The organism is Pantoea sp. X-Soil-MYKO-1785, assembly GCF_059730675.1.
On the sequence record NZ_AP036000.1, the window covers coordinates 2,684,740 to 2,706,967 of the forward strand.

At 58.0% G+C, this 22,228-nt stretch carries 17 protein-coding genes and 1 pseudogene; 8 read left to right on the forward strand and 10 right to left on the reverse strand.

Annotated features, from left to right (window positions below; all coding sequences use genetic code 11):
* Positions 1-42: 42 nt before the first annotated feature.
* The 3 genes from AC6I8D_RS12935 to AC6I8D_RS12945 all read right to left on the reverse strand — a co-directional run bounded on the left by AC6I8D_RS12935 (position 43) and on the right by AC6I8D_RS12945 (position 5,694).
* Complete coding sequence (locus AC6I8D_RS12935; RefSeq protein ID WP_497820305.1) at positions 43-3,105, reverse strand: efflux RND transporter permease subunit; 3,063 nt, start codon at positions 3,103-3,105, stop codon at positions 43-45.
* Positions 3,102-4,199 carry an efflux RND transporter periplasmic adaptor subunit gene (locus tag AC6I8D_RS12940; protein ID WP_497820306.1) on the reverse strand — a complete coding sequence of 366 codons (1,098 nt, stop codon included), beginning with the start codon at positions 4,197-4,199 and terminating at the stop codon, positions 3,102-3,104. The genes AC6I8D_RS12935 and AC6I8D_RS12940 overlap by 4 nt, the downstream gene beginning before the upstream one ends.
* 472 nt (positions 4,200-4,671) lie before the next feature.
* Positions 4,672-5,694, reverse strand: a complete 1,023-nt coding sequence (locus AC6I8D_RS12945) for an LLM class flavin-dependent oxidoreductase (protein ID WP_031375219.1) — start codon at positions 5,692-5,694, stop codon at positions 4,672-4,674.
* A 210-nt stretch (positions 5,695-5,904) separates the two neighbouring features.
* On the opposite strand from AC6I8D_RS12945, the gene AC6I8D_RS12950 reads away from it, so the two are divergent.
* Positions 5,905-6,876 (forward strand): fatty acid desaturase, encoded by a 972-nt coding sequence (locus AC6I8D_RS12950; RefSeq protein WP_312056077.1) that lies wholly within the window; start codon positions 5,905-5,907, stop codon positions 6,874-6,876.
* Positions 6,869-7,642 (forward strand): phosphate/phosphite/phosphonate ABC transporter substrate-binding protein, encoded by a 774-nt coding sequence (locus AC6I8D_RS12955; RefSeq protein WP_497820307.1) that lies wholly within the window; start codon positions 6,869-6,871, stop codon positions 7,640-7,642. The genes AC6I8D_RS12950 and AC6I8D_RS12955 overlap by 8 nt, the downstream gene beginning before the upstream one ends.
* Before the next feature lie 34 nt (positions 7,643-7,676).
* Here AC6I8D_RS12955 and fusA read toward each other — a convergent pair whose 3' ends face one another.
* Positions 7,677-9,773, reverse strand: a complete 2,097-nt coding sequence (gene fusA / locus AC6I8D_RS12960; protein WP_497820308.1) for an elongation factor G — start codon at positions 9,771-9,773, stop codon at positions 7,677-7,679.
* A gap of 138 nt (positions 9,774-9,911) precedes the next feature.
* On the opposite strand from fusA, the gene AC6I8D_RS12965 reads away from it, so the two are divergent.
* Positions 9,912-10,265: an ArsR/SmtB family transcription factor gene (locus AC6I8D_RS12965; protein ID WP_497820309.1), complete on the forward strand. Its 354-nt coding sequence runs from the start codon at positions 9,912-9,914 to the stop codon at positions 10,263-10,265.
* A 25-nt stretch (positions 10,266-10,290) separates the two neighbouring features.
* A complete protein-coding gene (locus AC6I8D_RS12970) occupies positions 10,291-11,205 on the forward strand; it encodes a ketopantoate reductase family protein (protein WP_312760211.1) in 915 nt (304 codons plus the stop codon).
* Positions 11,206-11,241: 36 nt separating this feature from the next.
* On the opposite strand, the gene AC6I8D_RS12975 is transcribed toward AC6I8D_RS12970, so the two are convergent.
* Positions 11,242-12,114, reverse strand: coding sequence for a YdcF family protein (locus AC6I8D_RS12975; RefSeq protein WP_497820310.1), 873 nt, complete (start codon positions 12,112-12,114; stop codon positions 11,242-11,244).
* Between AC6I8D_RS12975 and AC6I8D_RS12980 the strand changes: the two genes are divergently transcribed.
* Positions 12,114-13,175, forward strand: a complete 1,062-nt coding sequence (locus AC6I8D_RS12980; RefSeq protein WP_497820311.1) for a LacI family DNA-binding transcriptional regulator — start codon at positions 12,114-12,116, stop codon at positions 13,173-13,175. The genes AC6I8D_RS12975 and AC6I8D_RS12980 overlap by 1 nt on opposite strands.
* A 120-nt stretch (positions 13,176-13,295) precedes the next feature.
* On the opposite strand, the gene tmaR is transcribed toward AC6I8D_RS12980, so the two are convergent.
* Both tmaR and AC6I8D_RS12990 read right to left on the reverse strand, forming a co-directional pair.
* Positions 13,296-13,622 (reverse strand): PTS system regulator TmaR, encoded by a 327-nt coding sequence (tmaR, locus tag AC6I8D_RS12985; RefSeq protein WP_004571340.1) that lies wholly within the window; start codon positions 13,620-13,622, stop codon positions 13,296-13,298.
* Between the two features lie 160 nt (positions 13,623-13,782).
* Positions 13,783-14,841, reverse strand: a complete 1,059-nt coding sequence (locus AC6I8D_RS12990) for an FUSC family protein (protein ID WP_312056070.1) — start codon at positions 14,839-14,841, stop codon at positions 13,783-13,785.
* Positions 14,842-15,050: 209 nt separating this feature from the next.
* Between AC6I8D_RS12990 and AC6I8D_RS12995 the strand changes: the two genes are divergently transcribed.
* Genes AC6I8D_RS12995 through AC6I8D_RS13005 form a run of 3 tightly spaced genes read left to right on the forward strand, consistent with a single transcriptional unit; the run spans position 15,051 to position 18,777 of the window.
* Positions 15,051-15,797 carry a gluconate 2-dehydrogenase subunit 3 family protein gene (locus tag AC6I8D_RS12995; protein ID WP_312056069.1) on the forward strand — a complete coding sequence of 249 codons (747 nt, stop codon included), beginning with the start codon at positions 15,051-15,053 and terminating at the stop codon, positions 15,795-15,797.
* Positions 15,797-17,563: a GMC family oxidoreductase gene (locus tag AC6I8D_RS13000; RefSeq protein ID WP_312760318.1), complete on the forward strand. Its 1,767-nt coding sequence runs from the start codon at positions 15,797-15,799 to the stop codon at positions 17,561-17,563. The genes AC6I8D_RS12995 and AC6I8D_RS13000 overlap by 1 nt, the downstream gene beginning before the upstream one ends.
* Positions 17,560-18,777 (forward strand): cytochrome c, encoded by a 1,218-nt coding sequence (locus AC6I8D_RS13005; protein ID WP_312056068.1) that lies wholly within the window; start codon positions 17,560-17,562, stop codon positions 18,775-18,777. Before AC6I8D_RS13000 ends, AC6I8D_RS13005 begins: the two co-directional genes overlap by 4 nt.
* A 54-nt stretch (positions 18,778-18,831) precedes the next feature.
* Here AC6I8D_RS13005 and dacD read toward each other — a convergent pair whose 3' ends face one another.
* The 3 genes and pseudogenes from dacD to AC6I8D_RS13020 form a co-directional block, all read right to left on the reverse strand.
* A complete protein-coding gene (dacD, locus tag AC6I8D_RS13010) occupies positions 18,832-19,995 on the reverse strand; it encodes a serine-type D-Ala-D-Ala carboxypeptidase DacD (protein ID WP_497820312.1) in 1,164 nt (387 codons plus the stop codon).
* Between the two features lie 774 nt (positions 19,996-20,769).
* A complete protein-coding gene (locus tag AC6I8D_RS13015; RefSeq protein ID WP_497820313.1) occupies positions 20,770-21,006 on the reverse strand; it encodes a hypothetical protein in 237 nt (78 codons plus the stop codon).
* Between the two features lie 298 nt (positions 21,007-21,304).
* Positions 21,305-22,137, reverse strand: a pseudogene (locus AC6I8D_RS13020) (integrase arm-type DNA-binding domain-containing protein).
* Between the last annotated feature and the right edge of the window lie 91 nt (positions 22,138-22,228).

Consider the following 22,228-nt stretch of genomic DNA (forward strand, 5'->3'; position numbering starts at 1 on the left):
TAGCGCAGGATCGTCAGAGGGGCAGTTTTCACTGCCCGCCGGTTACTCCGCCGCTGGACGGATGCGGAACCAGATGGCATACATCGCTGGCAGGAAGACCAGAGTGATAATGGTACCGCCCAGCGTACCGCCAATCAGGGTGTAGGCCAGCGTGCCCCAGAACACCGAATGCGTCAGCGGGATAAACGCCAGAATGGCCGCCATCGCGGTGAGCAGCACCGGCCGGGCGCGCTGCACGGTCGCTTCAACCACCGCATCAAACGGTGCCAGCCCCTGCTGTTCATTATGGTGAATCTGACCAATCAGGATCAGGGTGTTACGCATCAAAATGCCCGACAGCGCAATCAGCCCGACCAGCGCATTGATACCGAACGGCTGATTAAACAGCAGCAGCGTCGGCACCACGCCGACCAGTCCAAGCGGAGCGGTTAAAAATACCATTACCATTGCCGCCAGGGATCGTACCTGCAAAATAATAATCAGCAGCGTGATGGCGATCATGATTGGGAACAGCGGCGCCATCGCCTGCGTCGCTTTACCCGACTCCTCTATCGATCCTGCCAGTTCAATCCGATAGCCATCAGGCAGCGATGCGATGATCGGCTGCAGGCTTTTACCGAGGGCAGTCGAGACGTCCGGCGGCTGCAGATGTTCAGCAATATCACCGCGTACGGTGATCACCGGCGTGCGGTCGCGTCGGCGCAGCAGCGGATCTTCCATTTGCACCCCGACCTCGCCAATCTGCGACAGCGGAATACGCTGGCCCGCCGCGCCCACCAGGGTAAAATCGCCGATCCGCGCCGGATCGAGCCGGACGGTGCCCGCCGCGCGTCCGACTACCTGCACCGAGCGGATATCTTCCCGCACCGCAGTGATCGGCACGCCTGACAGCAGAAACTGCAGCTGGCGGGCCACGGCGCTGGAAGTCAGCCCCACCGCCTGCAGCCGATCCTGATTCAGGGTGAAGTGCAGGGTCGGCACCTGCGGACCCCAGTCGGTATTAACCGTTCTCATCATCGGACTGGCCTGTAGCACCGCTTCCACCTGGTCTGCGATCGCCCGCAGCCGCGCAGGATCGGGCCCCATCACCCGCCAGGCCACCGGATAAGGTGAATAAGGGCCAAACACCAGCTGGGTTACCCGCACCCGCGCCTCGGGAGCGAGACCGCTGGCCGCGGCCGCCCGCAGCCGTAACTTCAGCGCGTCACGCGCCTGCTGGCTGTCGGTCAGCACCACCAGCTTGGCAAACGAGGGATCGGGCAATTCCGGTGCCATCGCCAGATAAAAACGCGGCGGCCCCTGACCGATATAGGCGGTGACGATTTTCGCCTCCTGCTGCTTTTCCAGCCAGGTTTCAATTTTTGCGGTTGCCGCCGCGGTCTGCTCAATCGAACTGCCGTAGGGCAGCTGGACTTCGACCAGCACTTCCGGGCGATCGGAGGTCGGGAAAAACTGCTTTTTCACCAGTCCCATGCCGAGCACCGCCACCACAAACACCGCAATTACCGTGCCCGCCACCGCCCATTTCGCGGCAATCACCCGCTGCAGCAGGTGGCGAAAGCGAGTGTAGTGCCGGGTGTTGTAGATCGCCGCATGACCGCCCTCAACGGTTTTGATGGTGGGCAGCAGCTTCACGCCGAGATAAGGCGTGAAAACCACGGCCACCACCCACGAGGCGATCAGCGCAATGCCGACAATCCAGAACATGTTGCTGGTGTACTCACCGGCGGTCGACTGGGCGAATCCGTTGGGCATAAAGCCCACCGCAGTGACCAGCGTACCGGCCAGCATCGGCGCTGCGGTGTGGCTCCAGGCGTAGGCTGAGGCTTTAATCCGGTCGTAGCCCTCTTCCATTTTGACCACCATCATTTCGATGGCGATAATCGCATCATCCACCAGCAGACCAAGCGCCAGTATCAGCGAGCCCAGCGTGATCCGGTCAAAGTTTTTCCCCGAGGCCTCCATCACCACAAACACCACCGCCAGGGTTAACGGCACGGCAGCGGCTACCACCACCCCGACGCGCCAGCCCATGCTGACGAAACAGACCACCATCACCACCAGCAGCGCCACGAAAAACTTCACCATAAACTCATCGACTGCGGAGCGGATATTCACCGACTGATCAGTCACCTGGGTCAGCGACATGCCGAGCGGCATCGCCTGGTTAATTTTAACGGTTTCCGCCGCCAGCGCCTTGCCGAGATCCAGCCCGTTCCAGCCGTCACGCATCACGATACCAAGCAACAGGGCCGGTTCGCCCTGGTTGCGCACCAGAAAGGTGGCGGGATCGTCATAACCGCGCGTGACCGACGCCACATCGGCCAGCTTCAGGCTTCTGCCCTGCACCACTATCGGTGTGTCTCGGATCTTTTCCAGCTTATCGAAAGCCCCCTCCAGCCGGATAAACACCTGTGGCCCGGCGGTCTCAATGGAGCCGGCTGGCGTCAGGGCGTTCTGGTCATTCAGGGCGGCGAAAATGTCCTGCGGTGAGATGCCAAGCGTCGCCAGTCGATCGTGGGAGAACGAGACGTAAATGCGCTCGGCCTGTTCGCCAATAATATTGACCTTTTTCACCCCGGGCAGATGCAGCAGGCGCTGACGCAGCGCTTCGGCATCACGCACCAGCAAACGCTGCGGCTCGCCTCTGGCCTTCAGGGCCAGCAGCGCAAACGTCACATCGGAGAACTCGTCATTGATCATCGGTCCGATCACCCCGGCAGGCAGGTTTCTGCTCTCATCGCCGAGTTTTTTACGCGCCTGGTAGAACTGTTCCTGCACCTGCGACGGTGGCGTTTTGTCCTGCAGCGACAGCAGGGTATAGGCCATGCCGGGGCGGGTATAGGTTTCGCTGCGGTCATACCATTTCAGCTCCTGCAGCCGTTTCTCCAGCGGTTCCGCCACCTGATCCTGCATTTCCTGCGCGGTTGCGCCCGGCCAGGCAGAGATAATCGTCATCTGTTTGACGGTAAACGGCGGGTCCTCTGCCCGACCCAGTTCAAAAAACGACAGCACCCCGGCGACGGTAATCAGGATGATCAGAAACAGCGTGATGGCACGCTCGCGTACCGCCAGCGCCGACAGGTTAAACCGTCCCTGGCTCATGGCTGGCTCCCGGCTGCGTCAGCCTGGCTGAGGCGCACGCGTTCGCCCTCATGGAGCAGATGCGCGCCCAGCGCCACAATCGGCTCTCCTGCCTTCAGTTCACCGCTGACGGTGGCCGACTCATCGCTGAGGCTGACCACCTCTACCGGCCGCCAGGCGACGGTGGCGGGCGGCCCGGCAATCTGCCAGACGCCGGGGCCTTTGCCGCCGTCGTACAGCGCGGCCAGCGGCACCTGCAGCAGCGGACGGGCCGATTGATTCGGGATCGTCAGATTCACCGTCGCACCGAGCGGCGCGGCGGCCAGCGCCCCCTCCAGCACATAGCGGGCTTCAAAGGTGCGGGTCAGCGGGTCGGCCGCATCCGCCAGCAGCCGCAACCGGGCCGGCACCGCTGCGCTGCTGCTGCCATACAGCGTCGCCATCGCCTTACTGCCCAGTGGCGGACGCAGCGTTTCAGGTAGCTGGACCTGTGCCTCACGCTGACCGGCCCGCGCCAACCGGATCACCGGTTCACCCGCGCTGACCACCTGACCCGGTTCGGCAAGGGTAGCCATCACCACGCCATCGGCATCTGCCAGCAGTAGCGCATAGCCGCTGGCGTTACGCGCCACGTCCGCCTGCGCTTCAGCCGCCCGCAGTTCGGCCTTTGCCGTTTCTGCTGCCGCGCGGATTTGATCGTAAGCCGAGGCGGAAACCGCTCCGCTGGCCAGCAGGCTGCGGTAACGCGCCTGGTCGGCCGCGGTCTGCCTGACGCGAGACTGCGCCGCCGCAACGGCCTGCTGCCGGGCCTGGACCTGCAACCGCAGATCGACCGGATCGAGCCGCATCAGCGGCTGCCCGCGTTTGACGCTTTGACCGCTATCCACCAGACGTTCAACAATTTTGCCCGCTACCCGGAACCCGGGATCGCTCTGGACCCGGGCCACCACTACCCCGCTGAAGGCGCGTGTGGCGTCAGTCGCGCTGATCACCTTCGCCACCCTGACCTGTGGCGGCTGGTTGCGCGGATCGTCATCGTTAGCGGTGTCATGACAGGCAGCCAGTGCCAGCGGCAATAGGCAAACAGCAAAAGTGGCAGGGGTAAACCTGAACATAGGTGACCTTAATCAGTGAACGGGAGTTCGCGCCATTCTCTTATCAAGTGACCAATATTGTCAATGGTCACAAACGGCGACCGATGACTGCCTGCGTGACTTGCATGCTGCTCATTGCAGGTCATCATTGAGCGGCGACAGGTCTATGTCAGCGGAGGCGGATCAGCAAAGGAATCGTTAACAGGCAGAGTGGTGACCAATGGCATTTTAGGTCACGAGACGAGAGTATGTAGATGCCAGGCGTCAACAAGGTGCGTCGCCTCGCTGGAGGCAAGCGGGCATGACCGGTGACGTCAACGGACGGCTGAAGAAAATTATGCCATACAGGCAGGAGCAGCCGAAAATCTGCACCGGATGCGCCTGGGCGCTCCCGCTGACGTCAGCGGAGAGTGAAGAGGTATACGATGGTGGTGGGAAGTATGCTGAAGACTGAATTCAGCGCCTTATCACTAAGGCGCTGTGTCGGGAACGGTTAACGCCAGCCGAGTTCCGGCGCGACATACTTCAGTATCGCCTCAATCACATGTGCGTTATACGCCACGCCAAGCTGGTTTGGCACGGTCAGCAGCAGCGTATCCGCTTCAGCAATCGCTTCGTCCTGCGCCAGTTGCTTAATTAACTGCTCCGGTTCGGCGGCGTAGCTGCGACCAAAGATGGCGCGGGTTTTTTCGTCGAGGAAACCCACCGAATCCTGGTCGCTACCGCTGCGGCCGAAGTAGGCGCGGTCCATGTCATTGACCAGCGCAAAAATGCTGCGGCTGACCGAAACCCGTGGCTCACGCTGATGGCCGGCGGCTTTCCACGCTTCACGGTAGGCGCGGATCTGCTTCGCCTGCTGAATATGGAACGGTTCGCCGGTTTCATCATCTTTCAGGGTCGAACTTTGCAGGTTCATGCCCATTTTTGCTGCCCACTCTGCGGTGGCGTTAGAGCCGGAGCCCCACCAGATGCGGTCACGCAGCCCTTCAGACAGCGGTTCGAGGCGCAGCAGGCCCGGCGGATTCGGGAACATCGGCTGTGGATTCGGTTTGGCAAAGCCTTCACCGCGCAGCACTTCCAGAAACTCTTCGGTGTGACGACGACCCATATCGGCGTCGGTCTCGCCCGCTTTTGGCTCAAAGCCAAAATAACGCCAGCCATCCACCACCTGCTCAGGCGAGCCACGGCTCAGGCCGAGCTGCAAACGACCGTTGGAAATCAAATCGGCGGAACCGGCATCTTCCACCATGTAGAGCGGATTTTCATAGCGCATGTCGATGACGCCGGTGCCAATTTCGATATTTTTGGTACGGGCACCGACCGCCGCCAGCAGCGGGAACGGCGAACTCAGCTGGCGGGCAAAATGGTGCACGCGGAAGTAAGCGCCGTCTGCGCCCAGCTCTTCGGCTGCAACCGCCAGGTCAATCGACTGCAGTAACACATCCTGTGCAGAACGGGTGGCTGACTGTGAAGAGGGCGTCCAGTGACCGAAGGATAAAAAGCCAATCTTTTTCATCTGTTACTTCTCCTGGCGGGCAAAGGTGGCCCGCTCATGCTAAGGCGGTTTTCGATAGGCAAAGGTTACGCCGTCGTCGTCGCCACTGATAGTCAATATCTTTCAGCGCCATATTCAGGATTTTCGACATAGCTAAGAAAAATAACGTCTTTGTCTTTGCGCAGCGTTTATTTCACTGTGGCTCTCTGTTCCTTTTCTGCCAGGTCGACCATGCAAAAAAGCCGTGCCGGTTACCTTCATCCGCAGCAGCGCGCCCTGCTGCAACAGCTCTCACGCAGCTGGTTATGGCGCACTGAACTGCCCACCTGGCTGCTGATCGTCGCGGTCTATGGCGGCTGGTTCGGCACGCTGCTCGGCTGGCAGATCCTCGGACGGCTGCCCGCTACCCTGCTGCTGACGGGCTTTACCGCCTGGTATATGTCGCTGCAGCATGAGCTGATCCACGGCCATCCAACACGCTGGCCGCGGGTTAATCAGCTGTTTGGCACCCTGCCGCTGGCGGTGTGGTTTCCGTTTGGCCTCTACCGTGATTCTCATCTGGCCCATCACCGCAACCACACCCTGACCGAACCGGATGACGATCCGGAAAGTTACTACCTGTCCGCCGCACGCTGGGCGCAGCTGTCGCCGTGGCAGCAGCAGCTGATCCACCTGCGGAATACCTTTTTTGGCCGCCTGCTGCTGGCTCCGCTGCTGGATATCTGCGGCACTTTCCGGGCGATGTGGCAGGCGTTTCGTCACGGTGAGCGGGCCGCTATCGGCATGTGGCTGCTGCACTGGAGCCTGCTGGCGCTGCTGTTTTACGCCATGGCGCAGTGCGGCTTCTCCCCGCTGTGGTATCTGCTGGCGGTCAGCTATCCGGCGCTGGCGCTGACCAAAGTGCGCTCCTTTTATGAACATCGCGCGGCTGACGATCCGCTGGCGCGTTCGGTCAATAATGAGGCGGCGCTGCCCTGGCGGATCCTGTTTCTGAATCTGAACTACCATTCAGTGCATCACGATCTGCCCGGCGTGCCCTGGTACGGCCTGCGTCGCCTCTATCTGCGCGACCGCGAGCACTATTACCAGCGCAACCACGGTTTTCGCGTCGCGGGCTACCGGGTCTGGCTGCGTCAGTTCTGGGCACGGCCGGTCGGGGTCAATGCCCATCCTGGGCGTTCTGAAGAGGCTCGCCATGACTGACCTGCTGGCATTACCGATGTACGACATTGCTCGCCCCGCCACTGAGGCGCTCAGCCAGGCGATAGTAACGTTACTGGCGCAGCACGGCACGGCGGCGCAGCCAGTCTGGCCCGTCGATCTGCTTGCCCACTGGCAGGATGATCGGCTGCTGCTAAGCCAGACCTGCGGCTATCCGCTGGTGACGCGACTGCCTGCGGTGCAGCTGGTCGGTGCGTTTCACTACAGCGCGCCAGGCTGCAGCGGACCCGATTATCGTAGCTGGCTGGTGGCGCGGGATAAGGACGCGACGCTGAGCGATTTTCACGCGCGGCGGGCGGTGGCCAACAGCCTCGATTCACACTCCGGCTATAATGCGCTGCGCCTGGTGGCGGCCCTGTCGGGCGTGGTGTTTTCACGACTGGTGCTGAGCGGCGGGCACCGTCAGTCACTGGCGGCGGTGCGTCAGCATCAGGCGGATATTGCCGCCATTGATTGTGTCAGCTGGGCCCTGATCGCCCGGTACGCGCCAGAGGAACTACAGGGATTGCATATTATCGGCGAAACACCGCCTGCGCCGGGGCTGCCACTCATAACCTCGGCCTCAACCTGCGCGCAGCAGCGCCAGACGCTGCAGTCGGTGCTGGGGGAACTGGTGACGAGTCCGGCGTGGCGTGAAGTCTGTGCGGCCAGCCTGATTAGTGGATTCAGCCCGCTGCGGCGCCAGGATTATCAGACGATAATCCGCTTTGAACAGCAGGCAGCAGCGCATGGGGTAACCCGGCTTTAAGCTGAAGGAAAAGCGGCTTCCCTGCCGCATCGCCCTATTTACGGGCAGCAATGATCTCATCGGCCACGTTACGCGGTGCCTGCGCGTAGTGGCTGAACTCCATGCTGTAGGTGGCGCGCCCCTGAGTCAGCGAACGCAGGCTGGTGGAGTAGCCGAACATCTCTGACAGCGGCACTTCGGCACGAATAATCCGGCCGCCAAAATGTTCATCCATGCCCTGCACCGCGCCGCGACGTGACGACAGATCGCCCATGATGCCGCCGGCATACTCTTCCGGCGTCTCCACTTCCACCTTCATTACCGGCTCCAGAATCGCCGGATCGGCCAGCTTTGCCGCGGCACGGAAACCGAGAATCGCTGCCATGCGAAACGCCATCTCCGAGGAATCGACCTCATGATAAGAGCCAAACGTCAGGGTCGCTTTGATATCGACAATCGGATAGCCCGCCAGCACGCCGCTGTTCAGCGCTTCGCGGACGCCTTTCTCCACTGACGGGATATATTCGCGCGGCACCACCCCGCCTTTGGTGGCATCTTCAAAGACAAACCCGCTGCCCGCCTCACCTGGTTGCAGGCTCAGCACCACATGGCCGTACTGCCCTTTGCCGCCCGACTGGCGCACAAACTTGCCTTCAACATCCTGCACCGCCTTGCGCAGCGTCTCACGGTAGGTGACCTGCGGCCGCCCGATATTGGCCTCTACGCCAAATTCACGTTTCAGGCGATCGACGATAATCTCCAGATGCAGTTCGCCCATGCCGGAGATAATTGACTGGCCCGACTCCTCGTCGGTGTGCAGCCGGAACGACGGATCTTCTGCCGCCAGCCGCTGTAACGCCAGCCCCATCTTCTCCTGGTCCGCTTTGGTCTTCGGTTCGATCGACAGCGAAATCACCGGTTCAGGAAACTCCATCCGCTCCAGAGTAATAATGGCGTGCGGATCGCACAGTGTTTCGCCGGTCGTCGCCTCTTTCAGCCCGACACAGGCGGCAATATCCCCGGCGCGGATTTCGTCGATTTCATGGCGGGCGTTGGCGTGCATCTGGACGATACGACCAATGCGCTCCTTTTTGCCTTTGACCGCGTTAAAGACGCTGTCGCCCTTGCGTAACACCCCCGAGTAGACCCGCACAAAAGTCAGCTGCCCGACAAAAGGATCGCTCATCAGCTTAAACGCCAGCGCCGAGAACGGTTCGTCATCATCAGCGTGCCGTTCGGCGTGGTTTCCGGCCTCATCCACGCCGCTGATCGCCGGCACATCGGCCGGTGACGGCATCAGTTCGATCACCGCATCCAGCATCCGCTGTACCCCTTTATTTTTAAACGCGCTGCCACACAGCATCGGCTGGATCTGGTTGACCAGCGTACGCTGGCGTAAACCGGCAATCACCTGCTGTTCGCTGAGATCGCCCTGCTCCAGCCAGGCTTCGGTCAGGGTTTCGTTGGCTTCTGCCGCCGCCGCGACCATTTTTTCGCGCCAGCTCTGCGCTTCGGCCAGCTGATCAGACGGAATTTCACCATAGCTGAAGGTCATCCCCTGGCTCTCTTCATCCCAGTAGATAGCCTGCATGCGGATCAGATCGATCACCCCGACGAAATGCTCTTCGCGGCCGATTGGAATGACAATCGGCACCGGATTGGCTTTCAGCCGTGACTGCATCATGGTGACGACGCGGAAAAAATCAGCGCCCTGACGATCCATTTTGTTGACGAACGCCAGCCGCGGCACATGATATTTATTCGCCTGCCGCCACACCGTCTCCGACTGCGGCTGTACGCCGCCCACCGCGTCATACACCATTACCGCGCCATCCAGCACCCGCATTGAGCGCTCGACCTCAATGGTGAAATCAACGTGGCCTGGGGTGTCGATAATATTGATGCGGTGCGGCTCAAAGCGCTTATCCATGCCCGGCCAGAAGCAGCTGACCGCGGCAGAGGTGATGGTTATGCCGCGCTCCTGCTCCTGCGCCATCCAGTCGGTTGTTGCAGCGCCATCGTGCACTTCCCCCAGCTTGTGACTCATTCCGGTATAAAACAGAATGCGCTCGGTAGTGGTGGTTTTACCGGCATCGATGTGCGCGGAGATGCCGATGTTGCGGTAACGTTCGATCGGAAGGGATCGGGGCATGATGTATCCTTAGTCAGTTTGACGGAAATGGGTGCACAGTTTTTCGGCACCCGTGTCAGCAAGCTTAGACCAATGGTACGACTCTATACGAACAGATTGAGCTATAATTAACCGGCTCATTCCCCTGACAGGAACGTTATGCTGAGTAATCACCCTGATACTGAACAGTTACGATTAGAAAATGTGTTATTTGCGCTGGGCAATCCGCTGCGGCTGGCTATTGTTGATGCGCTGGCGCGTGAAGGTGAACAGCCTTGCGGCCTGTTGCGTGGTGAGGTGGCGAAATCGACCATGACCCACCACTGGCGAGTCCTGCGTGACAGTGGTGTGATCTGGCAGCGGCCGCTGGGGCGGGAAAATCTGATTTCGCTACGCCGTGAAGATCTTGAACATCGCTTTCCTGGCTTACTCACCAGCGTGCTGACGGCTATCAGTCAGGACACCTTACCGCACGGATCGGCTGACAAGCCCGGCGATGACGTTTTAAGGTAACGGTTTTCACTTAAAGGGAAATTCTATGCGCATTCTGATAGCAGGTGCCGGCGCGACCGGTGGATATTTTGGCGCACGGCTGGCCCAGGCCGGCCAGGACGTGACCTTTCTGGTGCGCGAACGGCGTTACCGCCAGTTGCAGCAGCAGGGACTGGTGTTGCAGACCCCCAATGGCACCGAAACGCTGCAGCCGCAGCTGGTGCAGGCGGCTTCCCTGCACGGCCACTATGACCTGATTATCCTGACGGTAAAAAGCTTTGCCCTTGAGCAGGTGATGGAAGATATTGCGCCCGCCGTCGGCCCACAGACGCTGATTATGCCGATCCTTAACGGCATGCGGCACATTGAGACGCTGCAACAGCGCTTTGGCCGCGACGCGGTAATCGGTGGCCTGTGTAAAATCAACGCCACGCTGGGCGACAACGGCGAAGTGATCCAGATGACGCCACTGCATCAGCTCTATTATGGCGCGCTCGACGGTAATAACGATGCGCGCCTGCAGCGGGTCGATGCCGCGCTGCGCGACAGTCAGGTTGATACCCGCTTCAGCGACAACATCATGGATGAACTGTGGGAGAAATGGCTGCTGCTCAGCACGCTCGGCGCGGTGTGTTGTCTGGCTCGCGGCGACACCCAGCAGGTGCTGCGATCCCGTGGCGGTGAAGCGCTGTTACAGGGGATTTTTAGCGAGATCCTGACGGTCATCAGCGCGGCGGGTTACCAACCGCGCCCGGCGGTAACCGCTAAAATTTTCGAGCTGCTGAACAATCCAGCCACACCGATGACCTCCTCTATGTACCGCGATTTATGCCAGGGATTTGATATTGAAGCCGACCAGATCATCGGCGATCTGCTGCTGCGTGCCAGTCACTCCGGCCTGAGCACGCCCTTGCTGAATGCGGTATATGTCAATCTGCAGGTCTATCTGCAGAGCCGTTAAGCGTCAGCGGGCCGCATCCGCGCGGCCCGCCACTTTTCAGCGCCCCTGAATCCGCTGCTGCACGCCGGAAAGGCGCATCAGGCGCTGCCACGCCGCATCAATCTGATCAGGCAGTATGACTTCCGCGAAGAATCCTTTACCGCGCGGCCCGTAGCCCTGCTCATCGTTTCGCAGCCGCTGCACCTCTCCCATCAGCAGCGAAATAAAGCGCTCCAGCGTCCACAAACCCTGCGGCGCGGCGCCGGTGATAAGTGGCTGGCCCGCCTTCAGCCTCAGTTGCGGAATGAAAACCGGCCAGCTGATAAAGCGGGGAGCCGCCGGCCGATCGCGCCACTGCCAGCGGAAGGTGGCGTCAGTGCGCCGCTGCAGTAACGGGTCCTGAATCAGAATGACCCGCTGCGGCCGTATGCCACGGCTATCCAGTAACCGCTGACTGAACGCCGCATTTTCGCCGCAGTTGCGCGATTCTCCTTCCAGCAGCAGCTGCTGAGGCGGCAGCTCGGCCAGCCGATGCGCGATAGCCGCCAGCATCTGCGCCTCGCTCTTTCCCTGCGTATCAAGCTGGTGAAAGCGCGGATCTGCCGCCATCGCCTGGGCTAACAGCGGCGTAGCGTGGCCGACGCCACCGCTGATCAGCAGCGGCAGACCGGAGGTTTTCGCCAGCGCCACCGCGCCCTCAATATTTGGCAGCACCGCATGGCCGGCCAGAATCAGCAGATCGGCGTCGGGGTGCTGCGGATCTGTCAGCTGATCAAGCGCCAGCCAGGCGGCGATCAGGTTGATGTCATCAATATCATGGTCAGTCAGCTGCATATTTTTCTCCTTATTGCTGAGCAGTGTAGCGCGCAGCAGCAGCGCTGCAGCCGGAAAATTTGCTACAATCGCCGCTTCATCTACTGGAGAGATCAATGACTTCCCGCTCTGTGACCCTTGATGATGTCGCTCAACTGGCTGGCGTCTCTTACCAAACCGTTTCACGGGTGCTTAATCGTTCTGAACAGGTCTCGGTCCGCACCCGGCAACGGGTCGAAGCGGCGATGCAGCAGCTCAATTATGTGCCGAACCGGGTAGCACAACAGCTGGCGGGTAAAGCGACCCGCACCCTGGGTCTCGCCACCAGCGATCTGGCGCTGATGGCACCGGCACAGATTGCCTCGGCGATTCAGCGGCGCGCGGCGGCGGCAGGCTATCATCTGGTGATCGCCATGGAGAGCGGCAATGACGCTGCGGCGACCATCAATGAACTGCTGGCGCAGCGGGTGGATGGTTTACTGATCAACCTGCCGCTGCAGGCCGGGCAGGCACAGCAGATCCAGGCGCTGTGCGCTGCGAAACCGGTGCTGTTTTTAGACGTCGAGCCGCAGGCGGCCGTGGCGCAGTGTCAGTATCCGAATCATCACGGCGCGCGGGCGGCGGTAGAGCACCTGGTGGCGCTGGGACACCGGCATATCGGCTTGCTGAACGGCCCGGAGCGATCGGTGTCGGCGCGTCAGCGTGAAGCCGCCTGGCGTCAGGCGCTGGCCGATCATCAATTGACGCCGCATTGCTCACTGCGCGGCGACTGGAGTGCCCAGTCGGGTTATCAGGCGTTGCTGGCGCAGTTACCGAATGCCTTACCGCAGGCGCTGCTGGTGGCGAACGATCAGATGGCGCTGGGCGCGATGCGGGCGCTGCATCAGCACGGCGTGGCGATTCCGCGGCAGATTTCGGTGATTGGCTATGACGATACCGCCGAGAGTGCGTGGTATCAGCCGCCGCTGACCACGGTGCGACAGGATTTACAGCAGCTGGGCGTGCTCAGCGTTGAGCGACTGCTGGCGCGGTTGCAGGGCGAATCAGTCAGTGATGAAGCGCTGGAAACTGCGCTGGTGATCAGAGAAACCACCGCGCCACCCGCCGATTCACACCTCGATCTCTCCGCGCTGGCGCAGCAGCTTCAGGCGATTGCCCGCCAGCTGATAGCAAAATAATCCCCGCCCTGCCGCCAGGCAAATGCTGCGGAGCCGATCCCGGCGATAAAAAAACCCGCCCTCCTGACGGGGAGCGGGTCTTTGTTAACCGAGCGGAGCAGTCACGCTCAGTTATCAGCCTCAGGCTTTCGGGTGTTCGCCGACGCCCATAGCTTTGATCTTTTTCGACAGCTCACGACGCTCTTTCGACAGATCGGCGTTTTTGATGATGTACTCATCAACGCGGTCTTCATAATCCACCCGCATGCTGGCGATAATTTCCTGAATCGCCTCGACGCTCATGCCGGGTTTGATGTACTCGCTCAGGTTGTCTAACAGCAGGACGCGCTTCTGGTTGTCACGAATTTTCTTCTCGTTATCGACAATTTCACGCTGCAGTTTGTTTTTGCGGCGGAACATACGCACGAACTCCAGGACGTCCTGAAATGATTGCTTGGCATTTTCCATGATGGCACCTTTCTTTGAGCCTGCTGACGCAGGCAGAGAGACAAAACGATCAGCTTAGCGGCTAGCCAGCCTTATACGCAATTTTCACAGCTAATTTCGGACTGGCCCTTATCTTAGCGCAAAGAAACCCGGTTTCACATTAAGTCATTGTCTGAGGTGATTATTTGCGCAGCGCCATTCGCATCAAATCGGTCATCCGTTCCAGCTGTTTTGCCAGCTCAAGGCTTAACCAGACGTAACCGTAAATCGGCGTCTCCTCCAGTCCTTCACTGCCCGCTTCGGCAATCAGCCGCCGCAGCTCGCCGCTGATTTCGGTCAGCTCATGGCTGTTAGCCAGCACCTCGTCGGTTTCGCCTTCTATCGCCATCACCGACAGCGCACGCAGGGTGTTTTCGGTCATCTGCTGGGTCCGGCGTAACGCCGGGGCGTTGAGCAGGATCAGGTGGCTCTGACGTGAAGCCCACCACGCATCAATTTGCATCTCAATGGTGTACACCATATTACGGTTTATGGTCTGAATGGCTTCAAGCACCGATTTCGGGATGCGCGTCTCTTTACTTGACGGTTCCAGCAGCGCCCGCATTTTGATCACGCTGGTCAGCAATTTGCCCAGCGGCTTGTTAAGGCGCGGCTTCTCCACCAGGTTGGGCGAGAAACCGGCGTGGTAGATTTTCGCCATCTCCCCCAGCGTATCCGAGAGCTGAATACGCCAGTGAATATAGGCGCGCTGCGCCCAGATGGCGGTAAACAGCAGCGCCATCAGCGAACCCAGGATCACATCGCCGCCGCGCCACAGCGCTATGGCGAAATCGCCGGTCGGCGCGCCGACGACGACGCTGAGGGTGATGCCGATCAGCAGCGCCATATAGGGATGTTTACCGAGCGTCAGGTAGCCGCTGATAAACATCGCGACACCGCACCAGGCCAGCATCATCGGCATGGAGATCAGCTCCAGCTTCAGGGCAATCAGTCCTGAGATCGATCCCGCCACCGTGCCGCAAATGCGCTGCAGCGCGCGCGGAAACACATTCCCCCAGGTGGAGATCGGCCCCATCACCACCACCAGCGTAATCAGCGGCCAGGTGCCCTCAGGAATGTCCGTCGCCCGGACGAAAATAAAACAGAGCAAAAAGGCGATAGCGATGCGTACACCGTGAACGGTGCGGTAATGGCGATAGAACCAAAACTCGAGTTTTGATATGGGCTTATCAGATCGCAAAATGGTTTTCCGGTTGTTGGATCATTTCGTGCGCTATTTTAACCCCTGATGTTGCTAAGGTTTAGTGCGCCATCTACATTTCAAAACAGTTTTGACGTTCCCTTACAATTATCCACATCGCCTTTACATACGGCCCCGAACTCAAACAACAAATTGCCAACATTTTTTCACCTTTAGCTTTTGTTAGTAACACTTGAGAAGGAAGCACGATGCGAAAAAGAGCAAAAACCCTGCCGGGCGTCACGCGGCGGCAGGTTCTGACATGGTCGACGCTGGGTGTCGCAGCGACTGTCAGCCAGGTCGCCGATGCCGTTTCGCTGAAAGGCAGTCCAGGCTGGACGCCATTCTCCGATAATCCTCCAGAAACTTTCCCACAACAAGGCTGGCTGTTTTTCACCGATGCTGAAGCCAGGACCATTGAGGCGATCGTTGACCGGCTGATCCCGGCCGATGATCTTAGCGTGGGCGGCAAAGAAGCAGGCTGCGCCGTGTTTATCGATCGCCAGCTGCACGGCTCCTACGGCAGTTTTGAGCGCCTCTATATGCAAGGCCCGTTTCAGCAAGGCACTACCGAGCAGGGCGATCAGTCACCGCTGGTGCCGCGTCAGCGCTACCGCCAGGGCATCGCCGCACTTAACCGCTACGTTCAGCAGACCTCGCATAAAAACTTCACTGACCTGACGCCGCAACAGCAGGACGAACTGCTGCAGGCGATGGAAGCCGGTAAGGTGCACTTCAGCGATTTCGATGCGCAGTCCTTCTTTCTCGAAGTGCTGAATAACACCATGGAAGGCTTCTTTGCCGATCCGGTGTATGGCGGCAACCGCGAAATGGTGTCGTGGAAGATGCTCGGTTTTCCAGGTGCGCGCTATGACTATCGCGATTACATCGAACGCCATAACGAAAATCTGCACTTCGAGCCGATCAGTATTGCGCAATGGAAGGCAAAGGACTAATCATGAAAAAACTTCCCAAAACCGATGTAGTGGTAATTGGACTCGGCTGGGCCGGATCGATTATTGCCAATGAGCTGGCCGATGAAGGCCTGGAAGTGGTCGGTATTGAACGGGGTCCGTGGCGCGATACCGCTCGCGATTTCAATATCGGCACCGTAACCGATGAACTGCGTTATGTGATGCGCGAAGAGCTGATGCTGCGCACCCGCCAGAACACCTGCACCATGCGTAATAATCCGTCGCAGACCGCGTTACCGATGCGGACCTGGGGCTCGTTTCACCCCGGCAACGGCACCGGCGGCGCTGGCAACCACTGGGCCGGCATCACCTTTCGCTTCCAGCCGGAAGAATTCCGCCTGAAGAGCCACCTTACCGAACGTTACGGTGCCAGCGCCCTTCCTGATGAGCTGGTGCTGCAGGACTGGGGCACCAGCTGGGAGGAGATGGAGCCGCACTATATGCAGTTTGAACGTGTGGCTGGCACCTCAGGTCGCGCCGGCAACCTCAACGGTGAAAAACGGCCGGGCGGCAATCCGTTTGAGGGCGCGCGCTCCGGCGACTATCCGACGCCGCCGCTGCGTCAGCCTTATGGTCCGACCCTGTTTGCCGATGCGGCAAAAAACCTCGGCTATCAGCCGTTCCCGGTGCCCTCTTCGCTGGTTTCGGAGGCCTATACCAATCCGTATGGCGTCACCATGGGGCCCTGCACCTTTTGCGGCTTCTGCACTAACTACGGCTGTGCCAACTACTCTAAAGCCAGCGCCATCACCACCGTACTGCCGGCGCTGATGCGCAAGCCTAACTTCACCGCCTATACCAACAGTGAAGTGTTGCAGGTACTGACTGACTCGACCGGCAAAAAAGCCACCGGTGTCACCTACATCGACTCGTCGGGTGATGAGTGGGAACAGCCGGCCGATCTGGTGATTGTCGCCGCCTTTACCTTTGAGAACGTGCGCCTGATGCTGCTGTCGGGCATTGGCGAGGCCTACGATCCGGTGACCAACACCGGCACCACCGGGCGCAACTACGCCTACCAGACCGCCAACAACGTCACGCTGTTTTTCGATAACAAAAACTTCAATCCATTTATCGGCGCTGGCGCGGTCGGCATGGGAATCGACGAATTCAATAACGATAACTTTGACCACAGCGGCCTCGGCTTTTTCGGCGGCGGCAGTATCCGCGTCACCCCGATTGGCGCAGCGCCGATTGGGTATCGTCCGTTGCCGCCCAATACGCCGAAGTGGGGTTCGAAATGGAAACAGACGCTGAAAGATAACTATCTCAGCACCATGTCGATTGGCTGTGAAGCCAGCAGCTACACCACCCGCACCAACTATCTGTCGCTGGATCCTAACTACAAAGATCCGCATGGCCGTCCGCTGTTGCGTATTACCTTTGACTTCGCGCAGAACGACCTGAAGATGGCGCAGTACTGCACTAACAAGGTGGCCGAGATTGCGAAGGTGATGAACCCGCGCGAGATGATCGTCAAGCCAATGACCGGCCACTGGAGCAGCGTGCCCTATCAGTCCTCGCACGTGGTCGGCGGCTTCATCATGGGTGCCGATCCACGCACCAGTTCGGTGAATAAACATCTGCAGGTGTGGGATGTGCCTAATCTGTTTGTGGTGGGCGCTTCCGCCTTCCCGCAGAATCCCGGCTACAACCCGACCGGCACGGTAGGCGCGCTGGCTTTCAAAGCGGCGCACGATATCCGTCGCTACTACCTGAAACGTCCGGGGGAGATGATCAGCGCATGAAAACCTTACCGCTTCTCTCCGCCGCCGCATGGCTACTGGCCTGCAGCTTCAGCAGTCAGGCGCAACCGGAATATGATCAGATCGCCCGCGGCAGTTATATCGCCACGTTGGGCGACTGTACCGCCTGTCACACCACCGATGAGAAACAGCCTTTCGCCGGTGGCGTTAAGCTTCAGACGCCGTTTGGCGCCCTGCTCGGCGCGAATATCACCCCTGACCGTGAAACCGGGATTGGCAACTGGAGTTACGATGATTTTCGCCGCGCCATGAATACCGGTGTCGGCCATAACGGCAAGCGTTTATATGGCGCGATGCCGTTTACCGCTTACACCAAAATGTCGGAAAAGGATCTGCAGGACCTGTGGGCCTGGATGCAGACGCTGCAACCGATCAATCATCCGGTAGAAACCAACCAGCTGCCCTTTCCTTTCAACATCCGTACCAGCCTGCTGGTGTGGAACTGGATTAACTTTGATAAGGGCGAATTCAAACCGCATCCGGATAAATCGGCGGAATGGAATCGCGGGGCCTATCTGGTTGAGGGTCTCGGCCACTGCGGCACCTGCCACACGCCAAAAAATCTGCTGGGCGGCGACAAAAATGGCCGCTTCCTCGGCGGCAGCGAGGTGGAGGACTGGTATGCGCCCAATCTGGACGCCAGCGATCATACCGGACTCGGTAAATGGACCCAGCAGGATATCGTGACCTACCTGCGGACCGGCGTGAACCGCTATGCCATCGCTTCCGGCCCGATGGCCGATGCGGTGCGTCATTCAACCCAGCACTGGCGCGAGGACGATCTCAACGCAGTGGCGGTTTATCTCAAGGATGGCGATAAAAAAGCTGACGAGAAGCCAAAACCGCTGGACGCTAACGATGACAGGATGAAGCTTGGGGCGACGATCTATGAAGCCAAATGCTCGGCCTGCCACAGCCCGGGTGGCCGCGGTGAGAAGAATATCTTCCCGCAGCTGGCGGATAATCCATTGATCAATCAGCCGAATGCGACATCACTGATGCATGTGGTGCTGGCGGGCAGTCGCGGCGTGGATACCGATGCGCGACCAACGGCACCGGCGATGCCAGCCTTTGCCGGTACCCTGAGTGATGACAATATTGCGGCGGTGCTCACCTACATTCGCAACAGCTGGGGCAATGCTGCCGCGCCGGTTGAGGCCAGTGAGGTGAAGAAGATGAAGGAAGAGTTGCGTTAAGCAGTCAGGGGGCAGCCTGAAGGCTGCCCCCGGTTACGCGGCCAGCAACGCCGATCAGAACTTCTGCTTGAGATAATCGGTAATGCGGGTAATGACGCCAGCAGGCTCAACTGCGCTCAGGGCCACCAGCGGATAGTGGGCAATCTGCTGATCTTTATCCATTACCTGAATTTCACCAATCACCTCATTGGCTTTCAGCGGCGCTTCCAGATCGCTGCGGTTAATAATGTATTTCGCTTTGACGTTCTGCACTTCACTGCGCGGCAGCGACAGATAGACATCATTCGCGGTACCCACTTCGACCTGATGCGGATTGCCGTACCAGACGTTCTCGCTGCCAATTTTCTTACCGGCATGGAACAGCTGCACGGTATCAAAGGTATTCTGACCCCAGACCAGCAGTTTACGTGCCTGCTCTTCGCGCCCTTTTGGACTCTTGCCGCCCATCACCACGGCAATCAGACGATGTTTGCCCACCACGTTAGAAGCGATGATATTAAAGCCTGCGGTTTCGGTGTGACCGGTTTTCAGCCCGTCCACATGCAGGTTGTTATCCCAAAGCAGGCCGTTACGGTTGTTCTGAGTGATGCCGTTCCAGGTCAGGGTTTTCTCACTGTACATGGCATAGAAGTCGGGTTCGCCATCGATAATCGCCCGCGACAGTTTCGCCATATCCAGCGCGCTGGAGAACTGGCCTGGCGCGTCCAGCCCATGCACCGTTTCGAAGTGCGTATTTTGCAGGCCGAGCTTATCGACATAGTGATTCATCATTTTGACGAAATTGTCTTCGCTGCCCGCCACGTAGTCTGCCAGCGCCACGCAGGCGTCATTACCAGAATCGATGATTACTCCCCGGCTTAAATCACGTACGCTCAGCTTGTCGCCCGGCTTAAGGAACATCAGCGATGAGCCTTTAAATACCGGATTACCGGCTGCCCAGGCATCTTTGCCGACGGTGACCATATCGTCGCGGCTGATTTTCTTTTGATCGATAGCGCGATCGACGACGTAACCGGTCATCAGCTTGGTCAGACTGGCAGGATTGCGGCGCTCATCCGGATTACCGGCGGTCAGGACCTGGCCGGTGGTGGCATCCATCAGCACCCAGGACGCCGCATCAATCGCCGGTGGCGTCACGGGAAATGGCATGTCGTCAGCCTGTGCCAGCGAAGCCCAAAAAACAGTAGCGGTAACGGTAATCAACAGACGCCTTTTCAACACTTCATCCTTACCTGCACGGGAGAAAAATTTATTTATGAAACGAAACGGAAACAGCCGCACGTTTTACGGCAAAACCGTTGTGAAGGTTTGAATAAATTGAAAAAAAGTATGAACTGGGGCGGCTAAGACGCTGACTGGCTGTTCGATGGATCACGGCGTGCGGTGAAAGCTGTTTACTTAATGAACGTTTACGCGCACCTTTTGTACGGTTAAAAAAGGAACATCGACCTGAGGGATAAGGTTACGTATTACGCTGATGAGATTATCGATTTGTCTCAACGCCGGTGCCGGTGCCGGTGCCGGTGCCGGTGCCGGTGATAGGTTCGGTCACATTGAATACTCCGGAAAAGAAAAAGCCACGCGCCAGCCATGCGCAGGGTGCGCGATAAGATGCTGGTCGTGGCTTTTGGACATGAAAAAAGCCCGTCGAAGCGAGCTTTTTATTAGTTTTTTGAAAAAAACCGAAGGATAAGATTAACCAGGTACTTGCAGATCACTAACGTACCAATAATGCTAGTAAAATAAATAGCAAACCCAGAAAACTCTTTAGATATCTCAAAATAAGTGGAATTCAACAGGCCAACGCCATGGAGAAAAGATATATTGAGCAGAAGACCTATACCTATCACCAAAAGCTGCAATGTTTTACTGAAATATTTATTTTTTTCTAATTGCATACGCCGCCTATTCCACCAGAGCAATCACTACCTCCATTAGAGGCTTGACCAGAGCCGTTATTCGAACTACCTATACATGAATTAATTCCACCAGTTACAACTCCAGGCAACGCCGCTCCGGGGCCGCCAAAAAACCGCTCATAGCCCCAAGCCCTATAGCGGTTACGCAGCCATCGGTACCGGCATAAATATCATGACTCCCATTACTGCCAGCGCTTCCACTGGATTTACCGTGTTGACTTTGACGTGCGCTAGCACCTGCACAAGAAGGATCATATGCACCGCTTGCACCAGCAATCAACATGAACTGCGCTTTATTCAAAATTTCCATATTTTATCTCCAATAGTTTTATCCTGAGTAACCATGAGCAGCGCTGTTAAGTTGTTATAACACTCGCGGTTAAAACCATCAAAAACCGCGCCTGGAGAACAATGACCAAATAAAGTAACAATATAAACAGCCACTTGCTTCAAGCTGACATATTTTTATCAGAGCAATGCGTTAAAATAATTCAGTAAAAACCAAATAAATTTTAATAACTGTGAACTCAATCTCGTTATTTTTAAAGCCCTCAATAGCTAAATTAACAGTCATTACATTTTAATAATGGCATCCGGCAACTGATGTATTATTCTTTCAATTTCCGTGGGATATCCACTGCCGTTTCAATATATTCGCGCATCTCTTCTGCTGTCTGCAGAAACCTTTCCCTCTCCAGTTCAACACCAATCGCACAGCGGCCCAGCCTCACGGCCGCTTTCAATGTTGGCCCTGACCCCATGGAAAAATCAGCAACCACATCACCCGGCCTGCTGCTGGCATTAATGATCTGCTCAAACATGACAGTGGGTTTCTCGCATGGATGCTTTCCGGGATAAAACTGAACCGGTTTATGCATCCATACGTCGGTGTATGGCACTGACGCAGACACGGCAAAATACCGCCGGAGAGACTTAAACTCAGCAAGCAGATCAGAATACTTACGATTCAGTGACTGAGATGTTGCCACCCGCTGATGATGAGGACGCGCCAGTTCGGCTCGTCGATGCTTCTCGATAGCAATGCGGGTGAACAACCCCTTTAATTTCAGGTAATCCGCCTCACCCGGCAACTGCCACTGGCTGGAACCGAACCAGTGGGAGACCATGTTCTTTTTCCCGGTATCCGCTACGGTCGGTTTAGTGGTGGCCTTGCTGTGAGCGGCGGCGGCTTTTGGATCAATACCTTTATCAAGACTCAGGCGGAGTTCGGCGACCCTGTTTCTCGCATCATGAAGAGAGACGGCTGGGTACTTACCAATGCCAATGCGATGCTGCTTGCCCTGCCACCGATATCGATACTGAAAGTTGATAATTCCGCGCGGCGTGATCCTAACCCCAGCCCGTCTGAATCGGTTATTTCCGGCGAGCCTGAATATGGTTTACCATGTATAGAGCGGAGCTTAGTGTCGCTGATAGCCATAATAATATTTTGTACTCACTGAATTATGAATTCATGTACTCATCGTGTACTCAATGTGCCATGTACTAACGAATACACCAACATTCAACCT